General features: G+C 41.9%; 20 protein-coding genes. 10 read left to right on the top strand and 10 right to left on the bottom strand.

All coding sequences use genetic code 11. From position 1 onward, the window contains the following. Window positions 1–129 precede the first annotated feature (129 nt). Together cax and EDD57_RS10875 are read left to right on the top strand one after the other, a co-directional pair. On the top strand, window positions 130–1203 hold the full coding sequence (gene cax / locus EDD57_RS10880; protein ID WP_131849471.1) for a calcium/proton exchanger: 1074 nt from the start codon (window positions 130–132) through the stop codon (window positions 1201–1203). 155 nt (window positions 1204–1358) lie between these two features. Beyond that, window positions 1359–1604, top strand: a complete 246-nt coding sequence (locus EDD57_RS10875; RefSeq protein WP_131849470.1) for a hypothetical protein — start codon at window positions 1359–1361, stop codon at window positions 1602–1604. Between the two features lie 58 nt (window positions 1605–1662). Here the strand turns inward: EDD57_RS10875 and EDD57_RS10870 are convergent, their stop codons facing one another. Next, window positions 1663–1941, bottom strand: coding sequence for an Fpa/YlaN family protein (locus EDD57_RS10870; RefSeq protein ID WP_131849469.1), 279 nt, complete (start codon window positions 1939–1941; stop codon window positions 1663–1665). Between the two features lie 168 nt (window positions 1942–2109). Here EDD57_RS10870 and EDD57_RS10865 point away from each other — a divergent pair, with 168 nt between their 5' ends. Next, entirely contained in the window at window positions 2110–2469 is a 360-nt protein-coding gene (locus tag EDD57_RS10865) for a hypothetical protein (RefSeq protein WP_131849468.1), read from the top strand. A gap of 93 nt (window positions 2470–2562) precedes the next feature. Then, window positions 2563–3621: a hypothetical protein gene (locus EDD57_RS10860; protein WP_131849467.1), complete on the top strand. Its 1059-nt coding sequence runs from the start codon at window positions 2563–2565 to the stop codon at window positions 3619–3621. Between the two features lie 17 nt (window positions 3622–3638). Here EDD57_RS10860 and EDD57_RS10855 read toward each other — a convergent pair whose 3' ends face one another. Together EDD57_RS10855 and EDD57_RS10850 are read right to left on the bottom strand one after the other, a co-directional pair. Continuing rightward, on the bottom strand, window positions 3639–4679 hold the full coding sequence (locus EDD57_RS10855; protein ID WP_131849466.1) for a M42 family metallopeptidase: 1041 nt from the start codon (window positions 4677–4679) through the stop codon (window positions 3639–3641). Window positions 4680–4757: 78 nt separating this feature from the next. Next, complete coding sequence (locus EDD57_RS10850; protein WP_131849465.1) at window positions 4758–5882, bottom strand: aminopeptidase; 1125 nt, start codon at window positions 5880–5882, stop codon at window positions 4758–4760. Window positions 5883–6030: 148 nt separating this feature from the next. On the opposite strand from EDD57_RS10850, the gene EDD57_RS10845 reads away from it, so the two are divergent. Next, complete coding sequence (locus EDD57_RS10845; RefSeq protein ID WP_131849464.1) at window positions 6031–6528, top strand: GAF domain-containing protein; 498 nt, start codon at window positions 6031–6033, stop codon at window positions 6526–6528. Between the two features lie 60 nt (window positions 6529–6588). On the opposite strand, the gene EDD57_RS10840 is transcribed toward EDD57_RS10845, so the two are convergent. Both EDD57_RS10840 and EDD57_RS10835 read right to left on the bottom strand, forming a co-directional pair. Beyond that, window positions 6589–8382, bottom strand: coding sequence for a N,N-dimethylformamidase beta subunit family domain-containing protein (locus tag EDD57_RS10840; RefSeq protein ID WP_131849463.1), 1794 nt, complete (start codon window positions 8380–8382; stop codon window positions 6589–6591). Between the two features lie 149 nt (window positions 8383–8531). Further along, on the bottom strand, window positions 8532–8954 hold the full coding sequence (locus EDD57_RS10835) for an NUDIX hydrolase (RefSeq protein WP_165873777.1): 423 nt from the start codon (window positions 8952–8954) through the stop codon (window positions 8532–8534). Window positions 8955–9100: 146 nt separating this feature from the next. On the opposite strand from EDD57_RS10835, the gene trmB reads away from it, so the two are divergent. Together trmB and rpsD are read left to right on the top strand one after the other, a co-directional pair. Next, window positions 9101–9751: a tRNA (guanosine(46)-N7)-methyltransferase TrmB gene (trmB, locus tag EDD57_RS10830; RefSeq protein WP_131849461.1), complete on the top strand. Its 651-nt coding sequence runs from the start codon at window positions 9101–9103 to the stop codon at window positions 9749–9751. 272 nt (window positions 9752–10023) lie between these two features. Then, entirely contained in the window at window positions 10024–10623 is a 600-nt protein-coding gene (gene rpsD, locus EDD57_RS10825; RefSeq protein WP_131849460.1) for a 30S ribosomal protein S4, read from the top strand. A 111-nt stretch (window positions 10624–10734) separates the two neighbouring features. On the opposite strand, the gene EDD57_RS10820 is transcribed toward rpsD, so the two are convergent. Then, a complete protein-coding gene (locus EDD57_RS10820) occupies window positions 10735–11184 on the bottom strand; it encodes an Hsp20/alpha crystallin family protein (RefSeq protein ID WP_131849459.1) in 450 nt (149 codons plus the stop codon). Window positions 11185–11263: 79 nt separating this feature from the next. On the opposite strand from EDD57_RS10820, the gene EDD57_RS14450 reads away from it, so the two are divergent. The 3 genes from EDD57_RS14450 (at window position 11264) to EDD57_RS10810 (ending at window position 12443) form a co-directional block, all read left to right on the top strand. Continuing rightward, entirely contained in the window at window positions 11264–11437 is a 174-nt protein-coding gene (locus EDD57_RS14450; RefSeq protein WP_165873776.1) for a hypothetical protein, read from the top strand. A gap of 25 nt (window positions 11438–11462) precedes the next feature. Next, window positions 11463–11828 carry a hypothetical protein gene (locus tag EDD57_RS10815; protein WP_131849458.1) on the top strand — a complete coding sequence of 122 codons (366 nt, stop codon included), beginning with the start codon at window positions 11463–11465 and terminating at the stop codon, window positions 11826–11828. A 318-nt stretch (window positions 11829–12146) separates the two neighbouring features. Next, window positions 12147–12443, top strand: a complete 297-nt coding sequence (locus tag EDD57_RS10810) for a hypothetical protein (protein WP_243649521.1) — start codon at window positions 12147–12149, stop codon at window positions 12441–12443. Between the two features lie 3 nt (window positions 12444–12446). Here EDD57_RS10810 and EDD57_RS10805 read toward each other — a convergent pair whose 3' ends face one another. From EDD57_RS10805 to EDD57_RS10790, 4 genes are all read right to left on the bottom strand, one after another. Next, window positions 12447–12710 (bottom strand): spore germination protein, encoded by a 264-nt coding sequence (locus tag EDD57_RS10805; protein WP_131849457.1) that lies wholly within the window; start codon window positions 12708–12710, stop codon window positions 12447–12449. A gap of 23 nt (window positions 12711–12733) precedes the next feature. Then, window positions 12734–12979, bottom strand: coding sequence for a hypothetical protein (locus EDD57_RS10800; RefSeq protein WP_131849456.1), 246 nt, complete (start codon window positions 12977–12979; stop codon window positions 12734–12736). Between the two features lie 167 nt (window positions 12980–13146). Continuing rightward, window positions 13147–13746, bottom strand: a complete 600-nt coding sequence (locus EDD57_RS10795) for a DUF2812 domain-containing protein (protein ID WP_165873775.1) — start codon at window positions 13744–13746, stop codon at window positions 13147–13149. A gap of 1 nt (window position 13747) precedes the next feature. Next, on the bottom strand, window positions 13748–14056 hold the full coding sequence (locus EDD57_RS10790; RefSeq protein ID WP_131849454.1) for a PadR family transcriptional regulator: 309 nt from the start codon (window positions 14054–14056) through the stop codon (window positions 13748–13750). Window positions 14057–14282 lie beyond the last annotated feature (226 nt).

Below are 14282 nucleotides of genomic sequence, written 5' to 3'. Positions count from 1 at the left end.
TTTGACAAATTTTCTATCATCCGTATCCTTAGTTTGAACTAACTTCAACAAATTATGACAAAATCCAGATTCATACATGTCTAATTTGTATATAAATCGTTCATTCTAACATAGAAAGGTGTGGATTTTGTGAACAAAAAAATTTGGTACCCATTACTGGCTGTATCTACATTATTGAGTGCTTGGGCGCATTTTTATACCTCCATTCAACCATTACAATTTGGTACAGCTTGTTTGTCATTGCTTTTCTGGGCTGCTCTTCTTGGAAAAGCGACCGAAAGTGTCGCACACTATGCTGGTGAAAGAATCGGAGGCTTTCTCAATGCGACGTTTGGAAATGCCGCCGAACTGATTATCGCCATCTTCCTCGTAAAAGAGGGCCTATTTGATATGGTAAAGGCGAGTATCACGGGCTCTATCATAGGAAACTTACTACTTGTACTCGGCTTGTCTATGTTTGTAGGTGGGGTAAAATACAAAACGCAAAATTTCAATCCTGTCTTAGCTGGTCATAATGCTTCTCTCATGATGCTCTCCGTCATCGCACTCTTTGTACCAGCGGCTTTTTTAACCGATCCTACGCGTGTCACAGCACAAGAAGATATAACCGTCAGTGTGATCATCGCCGTAGCTCTCATTCTTGCCTATATTTTGTGGCTCATCTTCTCCTTAGTTACTCATCGAAAAGAGATGGGTGCATCGGTTGATGGCATGGTCGATGGGATCGAAAACGAAGAGCATGCGATTTGGTCCAAGTGGGGTTCGATCTTAGTACTGGTCATCTCCACTACCTTTGTTGCCATTCAATCCGAGTGGTTGGTACATAGCGTTCAATCTGTCGCACATACGCTAGGATGGACCGAAATGTTTGTCGGTGCATTCTTAATTGCCATCATCGGAAATGCTGCTGAACATAGTGCCGCTATCTTTTTAGCGATGAAAAACCGTATGGGTGCCGCTGTAGAAATCGCCATCGGCAGTAGCTTACAAATTGCCCTATTTGTCGCTCCTATGCTCGTATTCGTCAGCTTATTATTTAATCGTCCCATGGATCTCGTCTTTACCAACTATGAAGTTGCCGCCGTTGCCGTATCTGCTCTCATCGCTTCATCTGTATCGCGAGACGGCTCTACCAACTGGTACGAAGGCATCTTGTTGTTACTGGTATATGTAATTTTAGGAACCGTATTTTTTATTGTTTAGAAGGAAAGCAAATCAACCGATTACCAAAAAGGAACCGTCCCACACATCATGTCGTGTGAAATGGTTCCTTTTTCTTTTCTATAGAACTTGGCAGGAAATAATGCCTCCCATAGACAATCATATAAAATACAGAATTTGGAAAGGAGTTAACGAACATGACAATTTGGATCTATCAACGACAAATCGAAGACCTTCACATCGAAATCGAACGACTCGAAAAACAAGAACGAGAAAAACAAAACGATTTCCAAATGGCCACTCGTCGCGGAGATGAGCCGTTAGCTAGGCAGACCCGCCAAGAACAATTGCGTCTAAATGATCAGATTCGGCATTTGAAAAGTGAGTTAATCCAAACCGAACGGGCATTATGGAAAGCACAACAAATGGAACAAATTCAATAAAAAAACAGCCTCTGAGTATTCAAACTCAAAGGCTGATATTTTCTATACTTGAATATAATTACGGCATAATGAGACTAAATAAATCCGCTAATTTCCGTTCTAAATCATTAATGATTTGCTGACCTTGTTCACGATTGATCATACCAGCGCGAACCGCAAAATCGATTTGACGAGAAAGTCCGAACATCTGCATATTCATCACTTCTTCGTAAAGTGGACACTTAGGCAGAGCTAGATGTTCTAACTGAACCGCAATCAGCTGCTCAATCTTAGAAGCATCACCCCTAAGAATTTCAAGCGCTTTTGCATTTAAATCGGTCTGTGTCGGTGTGGTCATTTCTACGCCCCCCATCGACCGTTCCACACGGGGTACGGTACTTCTTCAACGTGCATGCTAGAACTAGTTTATCATGAAAAGAGGTAGATTTGCAAAATGGAGTTGGAAGAAAGAAAGAATTTATATATATAATAAGGAGACTTTACATAGAGATTGGATGATGATGAGATGATGATTATACAAATAAAGGGAGATACTCACTTTACTATTAACATAGATCCAGGAGTATGGATCTTTGACGAACGCCGATTTCCGATCGAACCGAATGGCTTAGGGATGTTCCTGCGCCCATTTCTTCTAAACTCCGAACCAAAAGAAGGCGCACATACGGCTATTATTCATCGCAGAGACGGCGAAAATATCAGCCTTTCATATGAAGAAATCCTTAATTCTTATTTCTGTTTTGCTCTCGATGGGAAGCCACTCCACGAAAGTCAAGGTGGCCCTGCACTTCTCTATCTAAAAAACCAAGATCAGAAAAGCCAACCGATCGACTCTATACAGACCATTGAGATTGTAAGCTCGTAACAATTTACGAAAGCGTAGGCAAACGCACAGGCGGAGAAGGCGATACCGCATAGGCTGTAGCATTCTTAGTGTTTTTAGAAGGGAGAATGCTACATGGCCACTTTTATGGAATGCATCAAGCACAAGAAACAGATTTCCCCTGCCATTTTACGGAGTGAGGGCGTGCATGCGATTGGAGTAGGGTACGCTAACCCTCAAAAGCCATCCCAAGGGGCTTGCATTATCACCTATATTGACAAGAGCGTCACCACACGGAAACAATCCTCGATGGCATCCTCCATCAGAGCAAGACTAGGTGTGCCAGCTCGTATTCCTGTGATCTTTGAACGAGTTGGGAGATTTCAACATCATGCTGCCAAGCCACTAAATCAAACGAGAATCCGCCCCGTTCCTGGAGGAGTGAGCATTAGCTCAGATGCGCCTATTGCTGGAACGGCCGGGATTATCGTGACCAACTTCCCTCAACCCAAACATTTATATGTTTTCAGCAATAAGCATGTACTCGTACCCGAAAGACCAGGGGCGACTAACTCCACCTTTCAACCGGGAGTGCTAGATCGAGGAAGAGCTAGAATCAACAGAATCGGAAAATTATTCCAATATGCAGAACCTGTAGCAGATATTAACTATATAGATGCTGCGCTTGCAAAACCTAGACGAAATCAGCTCCTAGACCCACGATATCTGTTAGGAAATACAGGTCAAAAAATCATTGTACCTGGGCATCTCATTTCTTGTTGTGTGGGGATGAATTTGATAAAAACAGGGCGGACAACTGGTTTTAGAAGAGGCAACATCCGATCTGTCCATACAGATGTACTCGTCGATGGTGAAGAGGTATTCTTGGATCAAATCGTTGTAACCAGACATCGAAAAGTGGTTGGAAGATCTGGAGATTCGGGCTCTGTCTGGCTACAAGATCAGGATCATTTTGCTGCCGCTGTAGAATATGCCGGAACGACAGATGGTAGAATCTCCGTCTGCTTCCCGTTCCATTGGGTAAGCCAAGTCTTTGGAGTCAGAGTAGCCGTACCTACTCCAGACGGAGGGTTTCGTGCTGGAGTAGTAAAAGGGAGAATGAATCGCCCTGACTGTACTCGCCCTCTTACAAATGCGCAGCTAAACCAAATTCGAGTTATTAATGCTTCCTAAAAAAACCGCTCTCTTTTTTACAATGACTCTGTTTCTAGATACTTGTTTAATAGTTGATACGTAGCTTGCAGAGAGTCTCGATGCGTACGCTCAAAGGCATGGGAAGCATCAACACCAGGGCCTATGAGAGCATGCATAACATCCTCTCCCGCTTTTAAAGCTGCCCCTGCATCCGAACCATAAAATGGATACAGATCAATCTGATACGGAATCGTATGCTCTTTTGCTATCTGCACTAATTTCTTCCGAAGTTCATAGTTATACGGACCTACGCCATCCATCGCACAAATCGAAACCGTAAACTCGTCTGTACTCTGTCCTTCTCCAATAGCCCCCATATCAACAGCCAAGAACTCTCTCACCTGAGGAGGTATATTGGAATTAGCACCAAAGCCAACTTCTTCAAAGGTACCGATTTGAATATGAGTCGTATGAGGCAAAATGATTCCTTGTTTCTTCATCTCGAGCACTAATTCAATTAGCACCGCCACGCTCGCTTTATCATCTAAATGCCTCGTTTTGATAAATCCAGTCTCCAATTCCTCATAATTGGGATCAAATGAAATAAAGTCTCCTACTTGAATGCCTAATTGTTCAACTTCCTCTTTACTCTGAACCTTCGCATCCAGACGAACGGCCATCGTGTGCTGTTCTCTCTTCGTATCCGCTTCTGGATTTACATGCACGGAAGGATTGGTTGCCAAAATCGTTCCGCGTATTTCTTTTCCATCTTCTGTATGAACGGTGCAATAGACTCCATCGATGGCGAACCATCCAAAGCCACCAATTTTCATAAAAGAGAGCTTGCCATCGCTTTTGATTTCTTTCACCATTGCGCCAAGGGTGTCCACATGTGCCGTTACGAATCGATGGATCTCTTGATCCTTTCCGGGGATGGTTAAGGTAAGTGCACCTTTCGCATTTATTTTCATCTCCCAATGGGTTTCAGTCCATCGTTTCTCTACATAATCGATTGCAGAAGTAGACCACCCTGTTGGGCTTGGGATATGTACGAGGTCTTTTATCGTAGATACGATTTGATCGATTGGAGCGGTCATTTGTCTCTCTCCTTATAAAAATAGATACGACAAAGAGAATCCTCTATTGGAGAGATTCTCTTTGTCGTCATTACCAATTTACTTTAGGTTGTTTGGATTTAGACCTTCTAGATCTTCGACCACAAACAATCCATCTTTTCGGATTAACTCACCATCAAAATAGATTTCTCCTCCGCCATATTCTGGACGTTGGATACAAACCATATCCCAGTGAATCGCAGAACGGTTAGAGTTATCTGCCTCTTCATAAGCTTGACCTGGGGTAAAGTGGAAGCTACCGTTGATCTTCTCATCAAACAAGATATCTTTCATTGGATGGGAGATCGCTGGATTTACTCCGATCGCGAATTCTCCGATGTAACGGGAACCTTCGTCTGTGTCTAAAATTTCATTAAGCTTTAGCGTATTTGCATCAGAATTAGCTGTCGCTTGTACAATTTTTCCATTCTCAAATTCAAGGCGTACATTTTCGAATACCGTGCCTTGATAGAGAGTAGGCGCTGTATAAGTGATGTATCCATTGATCGAATCTTTGATCGGAGCAGTGTATACTTCGCCGTCTGGAACATTGCATTCACCAGCACATTTGATAACCGGAATCCCTTTAATGGAGAAGCGTAGATCAGTGCCTTGCCCTTTGATTTTAACTAAATCTGCGTCTTCCATACGTTTTTGAAGTGGATTCATCGCCTCATCCATCTTCTTATAGTCCACATTACACACTTCGAAGTAGAAGTCTTCAAATTGCTCTGTACTCATACCCGCAAGCTGTGCCATGGATTCATTTGGATAACGAAGCACTACCCAGCGAGTCTGCTTCACACGAATTTCAGAGTGAACTTGGTGGTTAAATAAACGCATATACAAAGACATGTTTTCTGCTGGCACATCACTTAATTCATTGATGTTATTAGCACCGCGAATTCCTATGTAACAGTCCATCTTACTCATGATCGTCTTCTGGATCTCAGTCACTTGCGTCATATGATCGTGACTTGTGCCCATTAGCATCGCACGTGTAACCGTGTGGTCGTTTAATTGAACATGTGGAAACCCACCTGCTTCATACACTTTCCGGATAATTTCTCGGATCAGGTTGCGATCGTCTCCAAAAATATCGATAAAGACGTTATCGCCCTTCTTCACTCGACAAGAGTGATTTACTAAAATGTCAGCTAGTTTTGTAATACGTTCGTCGCGCATCGTAATCCCCTTCTCTATTGTTTTAATAAGTCCTATATGATAAAGATATTGTAACGATCATTCCTTGCATTCACAAGGGAACAGATTAATTTTTTTCTGTCAAGATAAAATATTTTCGAATAACTAACTCGAAACGGAGGAATAGAAGATGTTTTCCTTTGAAATCACAACCCATAATCGAAAAGATCAGTATCCCCTTATACTAAAACAGCTTCAACATCTGATCGAAGGGGAGACCGATTGGTTAGCCAATCTCTCCAATAGCGCGGCTCATCTCTTTCATACACTTGGACAAGTCAACTGGGTCGGATTCTACTTACTAAAGCAAGATCAACTCGTGCTAGGTCCTTTTCAGGGGAAACCAGCTTGTGTACGAATCCCAGTTGGAAAAGGAGTGTGTGGTACAACAGTAGCTGAAAACAAAACGATCCTCGTGCCAGACGTACACCAATTCCCAGGACATATCGCTTGTGACTCTGAGACGAACTCAGAAATTGTGATTCCCCTGCGAGCTCAAGGAGAAATCATAGGAGTTTTGGATCTCGATAGTCCTGAGTTAGAGCGGTTCAACGAAGAAGATCAAGCTTATTTGGAGCAATATGTAGAATATCTGATCAACCATACCGATTGGAGTCGTTTCCACTAATATACCCAAAAAAAGAAGCCATTGACTTAGGTATCGAACCTAAATCAATGGCTTTATCCTTTACAATCCAGTAAAACGTCTTAGTACATTACGCAACATTTTCGATAAAACGGGATCTACCCACATCGAACTTCCATAAGTGGTCGAGCCTACTGAGTACACGCCTCCGCCTTTAGCATGGTCGTAATAAACAATTTCTCCGCCACCTTTACCCACTTCCATGCCCTTTTCTGTTTGGACAGGAAGACTTCCGTCACTCTGTTGAAGGGGGTCTTCATCTGGATTGAGACCTTTGGCAAGGAGGATCACATTTTTAGGAGAATTCGCATCGCGCTTATCCGTTTCGTGTCCGGAAGCGGGTCCCCTTGGACCTTCTTTCCCCATGATATCTCCCTTTTTTACTCCCGTTCCTTCAAAAATCCAATGCTCTGGATTTAACACTCGATATGGAGCAAACGTAGAGATACCAGGCGTTGTATAACGTACTCCTAATAATCGCGATTCTGGCCGTTTCAAGCTTCTCCAAGTACCGCCCATTTCACCGTTCAACATATGCATTTCTTTATCCTTACGAACTTCCATCAGATCGTTATTGATAACCATCTTCCAGTAGACACCATTCCCACATAGATAGATCAGGTTGCCGCCACGGTCTACAAATTTTTCGAGGTGATCATACATTTCTTTGGTCCAATACTCATTATGGGTCTGAATACAAAGAGTGCCATATGAGTCTAGTAGATGGGGGTTTTGATGGAAATCCATATCACTATATAAATCAAATGGAATCTTCTCACGTTCAAACCAAGCAAACACATACCTCTCCCCACTCGCCAAATGCGTAGGCTCTTGTCCTAGCATCGGAACTGGACGGCCTTCTGGATTCGGGCGTTGTGTGCTTACATACTGCGCAAACCTTGGGCCAATTTGATCGGGTAGATATCGTTGGAACCGTGGATTTCGCTTATACGTATATAACGAAGCTCCACCCCAAGGATTATAAGCTTGCCATGTATTAGTAGCAGAAAGCATCGCGATACGCTTTTTCTTCTCTTCCATGGTTGGCTTTTCTTTTATTGGTTTTGGACGAACAATCCAAGTGATATAAAATTCTCTTTTACTTTCATCCCATACCTTCGCCGCATACATCCCCGACTCCCAATCTTCTGGGATCGTAAATTCAAAGCTGGTTTGCCAATTACATCCTTCCCGATAAGCGTAAGCTGGGTAATTTTGCGTCGCTCCTTTTATTCCTGTTTTTTGATATAGAACTTTCTCTTCCAATCCAAACCGACTAATCACTAGATTAAATTCTTTTTTCTGTGTATGAACTTTAAATTCTACTTTTTCTCCAGGTTGATAACTAATCTTAGGTGTATATCCTTCTATGGGATGAGTATTCTCAAGCATTTTTAATTCTGTCTGCCGGATCACTCTCTGATCGTGAATCGTGATCCCTTTGGCCTCCACCTTTAAATCTGGATAGGAGTCATACTCTGGCGACAGTGCAATGGTTACAATCGAAACATCTTGTTCCTTCGAATACGCAACGTGTGGATAGTCCGCTTTTTTATCTTTGCTTAACTTAATCGTATTGGAAAACAAAATGTCATTTCTATTTCGTAACTCAATCAAACTCTGGGTTGGTGCCTGACCCTTCACCTTAAATTGATATAATAATTGTTTTGCCTGAAAGCTAGGCAATGACTCAGGTGTAGTAGGCATCGCAATGGAGGACGCTGAGGTGGTATTTGGAAAAAGTCCTTGTATCTTCGAAAGAAGCCATTTCCACTGCCAGGCTATAACGGACAGAAACAGTAGAGCAATGGATTTAATAACACTTCTCCTAGTCATGGGAATAACACCTGATTTCTAAATTATTTAAACAAACATTCTAACATATCCGTAGTATATCACGAGACTACTTACAAAATGAGGCAGTCTTATGGCAATTTTGTGCTCGAAAAGCCCTGGAAAACGGATGCTCTCCAAGGCAAATACACTTATTTTTGAAATTCTTTATAGATACGTTCAGCTCGACGAATTTCTTCTTTCATCCACTCTGGAATCGAGGTATGATGCAGGCTATCAAGATCAAACCAATGATAGGACTCATGCTCCTCGCTGATGATAACCTCTCCGCTCGGTTGGTGACAGGCAAACTTAATGATCATCATATGTTTCTCTTCTTGAACTTCATCATAAATATATGCAGGGGCCACCACTTTTACGGATAGACGCACTTCCTCTTGTAACTCCCGAGAGAGTCCATCCATTAATGATTCATCCGGTTCGAGTGTCCCCCCCGGAAAATCCCAACCATGAGAATCCTTTGCGAGCCGCTCTTGCAATGACTTACGCAAAATCAACACACGATTTTGATCGAAGATAATCGCTTTTGCCACAACTTTATATGGCTTCATCATATACATAATCCCCCACTTCACCTCCATCTTAGCGCACGATTGAAACGAGTGCAATCTATGACAATCTTACAATCTTATTTTGTCGACAAGCTAAGTCTAGGCTATAATAATATAGCTAATTCTGAACAAATGAGGGACATATATCTATGCGTTTACGAAGACATCCATTAGCACGGCAGATTTTATCGACTCATCCACTCGTCGTGCAACAACCCGAAGAAAGCAAAGGTCAATGGGAGACTCTCTTTCCTTCCAAACAACCGTTATATATCGAACTCGGAACCGGAAAAGGACAATTTTTAGCCAAAGCAGCTACACTTCATCCCCATATCAATTGGATTGGTGTAGAAAAGATCGAAGAGCCTCTCATGCACGCAGTCCAAAAAGGAGAAGCAACAGAATGTACCAATCTCCGCTATATCTGGATGGATATTACCAAGTTAGAAGAAGTTTTTGCTCCAGAGGCAGAAGTGGATCGAATTTATCTTCATTTTAGCGACCCATGGCCGAAAACCCGTCATGCCAAACGCCGCCTCACTCACCACACATTTCTAGACAAATATCGCAACGTATTAAAACAGGGCGGCGATCTCATTTTAAAAACGGATAGTGTCTCTCTGTTCGACTTCTCATTAGAGGAGCTAGAAGCACACGGCTGGAAGATAGTTGAAATGTCACGCGATCTACATCAAAGCGAATGGGCAAACACCAATATCACCACGGAATACGAGGAAAAATTCTCCGGACGGGGATTTACGATCAACTATGTACGCGCCTACCCACCTCGGGAAAGGTAGCTGGTCCAAAAGCTCACCATTGACTTTTTTTAGTAGAATGATATAATTCATCCTTGTATGGCTCAAATGTATCCCTCCTTAGGGAGATGAGGATAGCTCACAAAAGGTGAAGGGATCACCCTCACTACTTCGCCCTATCGTATATAGATAGGAATCTCTTGCTTTCGTCGCTATCCGGAAGCGAGCAGATCCATTACAGCGAAATAGTCCCTGTCGTTTGTGCGATAACAACACAATTGATCGCAAATGATCACAAAAGGAGAGTTAACACTATGGCACGTTATACTGGCCCACGCTGGAAACTTAGTCGTCGTCTTGGCATTTCTCTTTCCGGTACTGGTAAAGAGTTGGCAAAACGTCCTTACGCTCCAGGACAACACGGACAAGCTCGTAAAAAATTGAGCGAGTACGGAATCCAATTGCAAGAAAAACAAAAACTACGTCTCATGTACGGCTTGAACGAGCGTCAGTTCCGCAACCTATTCGACAAGTCTGGTAAAACCCAAGGGATTCATGGTGAAAACTTCATGAAAGCTCTTGAAGTACGTCTAGACAATCTCGTATACCGTCTTGGTCTAACACGCACTCGTTCTCAAGCACGTCAATTAGTGGTTCATGGTCACGTTACTGTGAACGGCAAAAAAGTAGACCGTCCAGCTTTCACTGTTTCAATCGGTGATGTAATCGGTCTTCGCGAGCGTAGCCAAAACCTAACAATCGTAAAAGAAGCTCTTGCAGAGCGCTCTTTCTTACCAGAATATCTCACTTTTGATGAGAGCAAAATGGAAGGTTCCCTCACTCGTCTTCCAGACCGTAGTGAACTACCATCCGAAATCAATGAAACCCTAATCGTAGAGTTCTACTCTCGTTAATCGTTTCTTGAACCAACTGCTATGTCTACTAGACATGGCAGTTTTTTTATTCTTCCATTCATATATAGACACAATGAATCATATAAAAAAGAAATGGAACGATTATGAAGGCTATTCCCATTCTACAGCAATTAGTGTTTCCTTCCCCCCACGCTCTTTTGGGAGCCGTACTTCAAAAATACCTTCTTTACATTTGGCACGAATTCCTTTTTCTCTCACTAAACAAGGTAACGAAACGGTGGTTCTACTTCCCTTCGAACTCGTCTCGATAATGAGTTCTGACTTTGTACAAAAAAATCGAATCTCACTGGGGCGGACGCTATTAGGCAGCTCACCTTTAATAATAACGTAATCCATTAATTCTACTAAATCCCATTGAATTCCCGAATCATTCCCACTAAAAGAAGCGGCAATCGGATTACTTTGAAATACCTCACCCAACGATTGTTGAATACTTTTTTGAATAAAGGATTGGATTTGAGTAGGATTCAAATTGCCAGGAGAGATATTTTCTCCACCCTGCCAAGGGATTGATCGAATCGCATTCCAAATATCGTTCATCTCGTCCACACCTTCCTTATCATCTCATTAGGAGGTTTTTCACATAAAATTTAAATTAGACTCTCTAAAAGTAGACTCCATGACACAATCGGCTGGTATTTTCTCTGGAAAAAACATTCATACCCAAATCCGATCCACGATCAAAAAGAACGAAGGCTCTAGCGTTGTAGGAGATCAGAACTATATAATCCGTTCGATCCAACAAATTCATGATCAAGACCATTTCGACTTTCATCATCCAAACTCGAATTAGTCATGAATCATAAAGGATGAGCTACATGATCTCTTGGTTCCGAAAATATAACAAATCTCCTCATGAAGCCAAACAATTATCCGATAAAATCGACCACTTAGAATCTAGTGTTAAAGAGCTACTAAATCGATCCTCTGAAGTCCACATCCACATTCACCAACTAGACATTCACCAACCCGTACTCGAGCAACTCACCTTTCGATTGGACCAATTGGATATCGATGAACTAAGCGGCTCGCTAAACATTGGAAATAATTTAGGTATCCAGTCTCCTAAAAAATTGGTTTCCAAACGTTCCCCACCATCATCTTCCGGCAGTTCATCCGAGATGAAAGTGAGTTCCAATAACAGTGGCTTCTCCATTCGCTATCCAAACAAATCGGTAGATTGATCAACACTTATCCCAAAAACCAATCCTATTGAATAACCAGTAAGTGATAGTGGAATAGGGGCATATGTGTCTGATCACAAGCGATGTTAGTGAGCCTACTTAGCGCAGTCCTTCGTAGCTAGGGCGTTTTGTGGCAAATGTTTGAGCGTTCTTTGCGAGTTTTTGCCACTTGCCCTTGCTTCGATGGACTGCGCTGACTTCTCCACATCTTCGCGGGCTCACTATTGAGCTGGGATCAGATACATTGCCCCGGCCCCGCTACCAGATTGGCTAATCAATATCTCCATCATCAAACACAAAAAGGGAGTCGTGATATCGATGAAATCTCCCACGTTTTTACTTGGAACCATCCGGATTGGGGTCATGGAAGGCGCTTCCTCTGTCAATATGGGGAACAACTGGCTGAGTGATTTCGAGAGTGTTAAGAAGCATAATCAGGGCTTGGGATCATTCCATGGGGACCAGAACCAGATTCACGATCTTTACTCGGTTTTACAGGATTCTGATCTCATTGACACTTTTACACAATGTGCCGACTCAAAAGATATTCCGGACTGGCTACAAAAGTTGATAACGGAAAAAATGAAGCCGGATGAAAACGAGCAAAACGGATAACCCTCATCCACAACTTGAGCGAGGACCCACTGGCCCTTCTTCCTTTGATTCACCCTTCTCAATATTGACCCAATTCGAATCGATCATATCAGGATCATCAATTACATTTATAGCTCGGTATAAGATATTGCCATCTCCCGCAACAGTCCCACCAGCAGAATTAATCTTTAACTGCGTGCTCCACTGAATCGGAAAATTCTCCCCTACAAAAACCCCTGCATTTTGGGTGATTAACTGAACTTGGATCGTTCCAACCGTAACATCCATCTATTTCTCTCCCATATCGCATCCTATATCTGCATACTCGTATTGGGTGCAAACAATTCAGGCTGAGTAATGGCAGTATCGAGCAGGTCACTATCCATTTGGAAGTTTATAGGTGCAGTCGATAAAAAGATACCAACCTGTATACCATTTGCTATGTTCGCCTTACCCTGACAGGTCCAATCAGACAAATTATTTTGCCCCGTCGAAACCGCACCGTTCCCCTGAACCGAATTTACATTAATTTGATTCATAATCACAGACACTGGCATACTAATTCTCCTTTTAGTTCACACTTAACTTATGGTTCAGCTTATGCATATAGCCCAACTATCGTGATAACTGCCTACATTTATTAATCAGTGAAAATGGACTAGCTATAAATGCAATATATATAACAAAATAGACTCTACTTTTCATTGTAGGGTCTATTTTTTATTTATTCAGCAAATGTATTCTCTCGTTTTAAACATTTTTTGTATTTGAATGTGAAAACCATGGTCATGATGATTCCAAACCAAACGGGCGCACACCGCATAAGTGCAAAGGGGGTTTCAAATAGGAAGGCTTTCATAAAAGTACTACCTTGTTTATCCCAAATTCCAGGTGTCAAATAGGCATCCATTGGGTTCAAGTAAACTTTCCCATGTAAGAGTGTAGTGACAGCCAAAAATACGCCAAGCCATAGTAGATAAAATTGTGCCATTCGTTGTAACATCGCACCTGCAGATTGTACATCTGAAAATAGCTCATCATGACCGTCTTTCTCTTTAATCCAGTAATGAATATAGCTATATCGGCTGTTTGCAACACGTCGCCAGCCACACTCTTCGTGTAAATCAACATATGTATCATGCTTTTCTTTCGACATGCCATTTTGAACATCCAACTTAATAACCTGATTCATATTCGTTGTTTTTTTGAAGTGATAAGCACCGCTAAAGGAACTTCTCTTTACTAACTCATAGCCTTTTTCCAACTGCTCATTTAACCAAGCTTCTTCCTTATGGATATCGATAAACATTTTAAACTTTTTCATTTTATAATTCCCCTTTGTATACATGGATGATATGTTGCATTCTGTCTATATCTAACTGCAAAATGTCTCTTCCTTGGTCTGTCAGCACATATACCTTTCTTCGAGCATCCTCTGTCTCCACTCGTTCAATCAGCTTATGTTTCATCAAATTTTCAATCGCACCATATAACGTTCCAGCTGCAATTCGGACAGCACCATCACTCATTTCCTCAACCTTTTGCATAATCACATAACCGTGAGCCGGCTCTTGCAATGCCAACATGATATAACTCATAGTCTCCGTTAACGGCAATAACTTATTTCGCTTCATTATCATTCCGCCTAACTGTATAGTTTAACTGTATAGTTATATAATATATAGTTCAACTATATAAGTCAACTATATAAAATAAAATCTTTTTTCATTCAAAAACAGAAAGCAGGAACCTAGGCCCCTCTTACAGACTAGGTAGTGTCTGAAAACTTCTAATGTGTTATCTTATTCAGTAAGATGACATGCGAAGGAGATTTCCCAATGGCCCCACGACGCTATGAGC

The sequence above is a fragment of the Baia soyae genome (genome assembly GCF_004341445.1).
Taxonomy (GTDB): Bacteria; Bacillota; Bacilli; order Thermoactinomycetales; family Thermoactinomycetaceae; genus Baia; species Baia soyae.
The sequence above is the reverse complement of the archived record's forward strand: the minus strand, read 5'-3'. Positions and strand labels throughout refer to the sequence as shown.

Coding starts and splice junctions, on each gene's coding strand:
- EDD57_RS10875 (WP_131849470.1), top strand. CDS start 1,359: ATGACAATTTGGATCTATCAACGACAAATCGAAGACCTTCACATCGAA.
- EDD57_RS10870 (WP_131849469.1), bottom strand. CDS start 1,941: ATGACCACACCGACACAGACCGATTTAAATGCAAAAGCGCTTGAAATT.
- EDD57_RS10865 (WP_131849468.1), top strand. CDS start 2,110: ATGATGATTATACAAATAAAGGGAGATACTCACTTTACTATTAACATA.
- EDD57_RS10860 (WP_131849467.1), top strand. CDS start 2,563: ATGGCCACTTTTATGGAATGCATCAAGCACAAGAAACAGATTTCCCCT.
- EDD57_RS10855 (WP_131849466.1), bottom strand. CDS start 4,679: ATGACCGCTCCAATCGATCAAATCGTATCTACGATAAAAGACCTCGTA.
- EDD57_RS10850 (WP_131849465.1), bottom strand. CDS start 5,882: ATGCGCGACGAACGTATTACAAAACTAGCTGACATTTTAGTAAATCAC.
- EDD57_RS10845 (WP_131849464.1), top strand. CDS start 6,031: ATGTTTTCCTTTGAAATCACAACCCATAATCGAAAAGATCAGTATCCC.
- EDD57_RS10840 (WP_131849463.1), bottom strand. CDS start 8,382: ATGACTAGGAGAAGTGTTATTAAATCCATTGCTCTACTGTTTCTGTCC.
- EDD57_RS10835 (WP_165873777.1), bottom strand. CDS start 8,954: ATGATGAAGCCATATAAAGTTGTGGCAAAAGCGATTATCTTCGATCAA.
- trmB (WP_131849461.1), top strand. CDS start 9,101: ATGCGTTTACGAAGACATCCATTAGCACGGCAGATTTTATCGACTCAT.
- rpsD (WP_131849460.1), top strand. CDS start 10,024: ATGGCACGTTATACTGGCCCACGCTGGAAACTTAGTCGTCGTCTTGGC.
- EDD57_RS10820 (WP_131849459.1), bottom strand. CDS start 11,184: ATGAACGATATTTGGAATGCGATTCGATCAATCCCTTGGCAGGGTGGA.
- EDD57_RS14450 (WP_165873776.1), top strand. CDS start 11,264: ATGACACAATCGGCTGGTATTTTCTCTGGAAAAAACATTCATACCCAA.
- EDD57_RS10815 (WP_131849458.1), top strand. CDS start 11,463: ATGATCTCTTGGTTCCGAAAATATAACAAATCTCCTCATGAAGCCAAA.
- EDD57_RS10810 (WP_243649521.1), top strand. CDS start 12,147: ATGAAATCTCCCACGTTTTTACTTGGAACCATCCGGATTGGGGTCATG.
- EDD57_RS10805 (WP_131849457.1), bottom strand. CDS start 12,710: ATGGATGTTACGGTTGGAACGATCCAAGTTCAGTTAATCACCCAAAAT.
- EDD57_RS10800 (WP_131849456.1), bottom strand. CDS start 12,979: ATGCCAGTGTCTGTGATTATGAATCAAATTAATGTAAATTCGGTTCAG.
- EDD57_RS10795 (WP_165873775.1), bottom strand. CDS start 13,746: ATGAAAAAGTTTAAAATGTTTATCGATATCCATAAGGAAGAAGCTTGG.
- EDD57_RS10790 (WP_131849454.1), bottom strand. CDS start 14,056: ATGAAGCGAAATAAGTTATTGCCGTTAACGGAGACTATGAGTTATATC.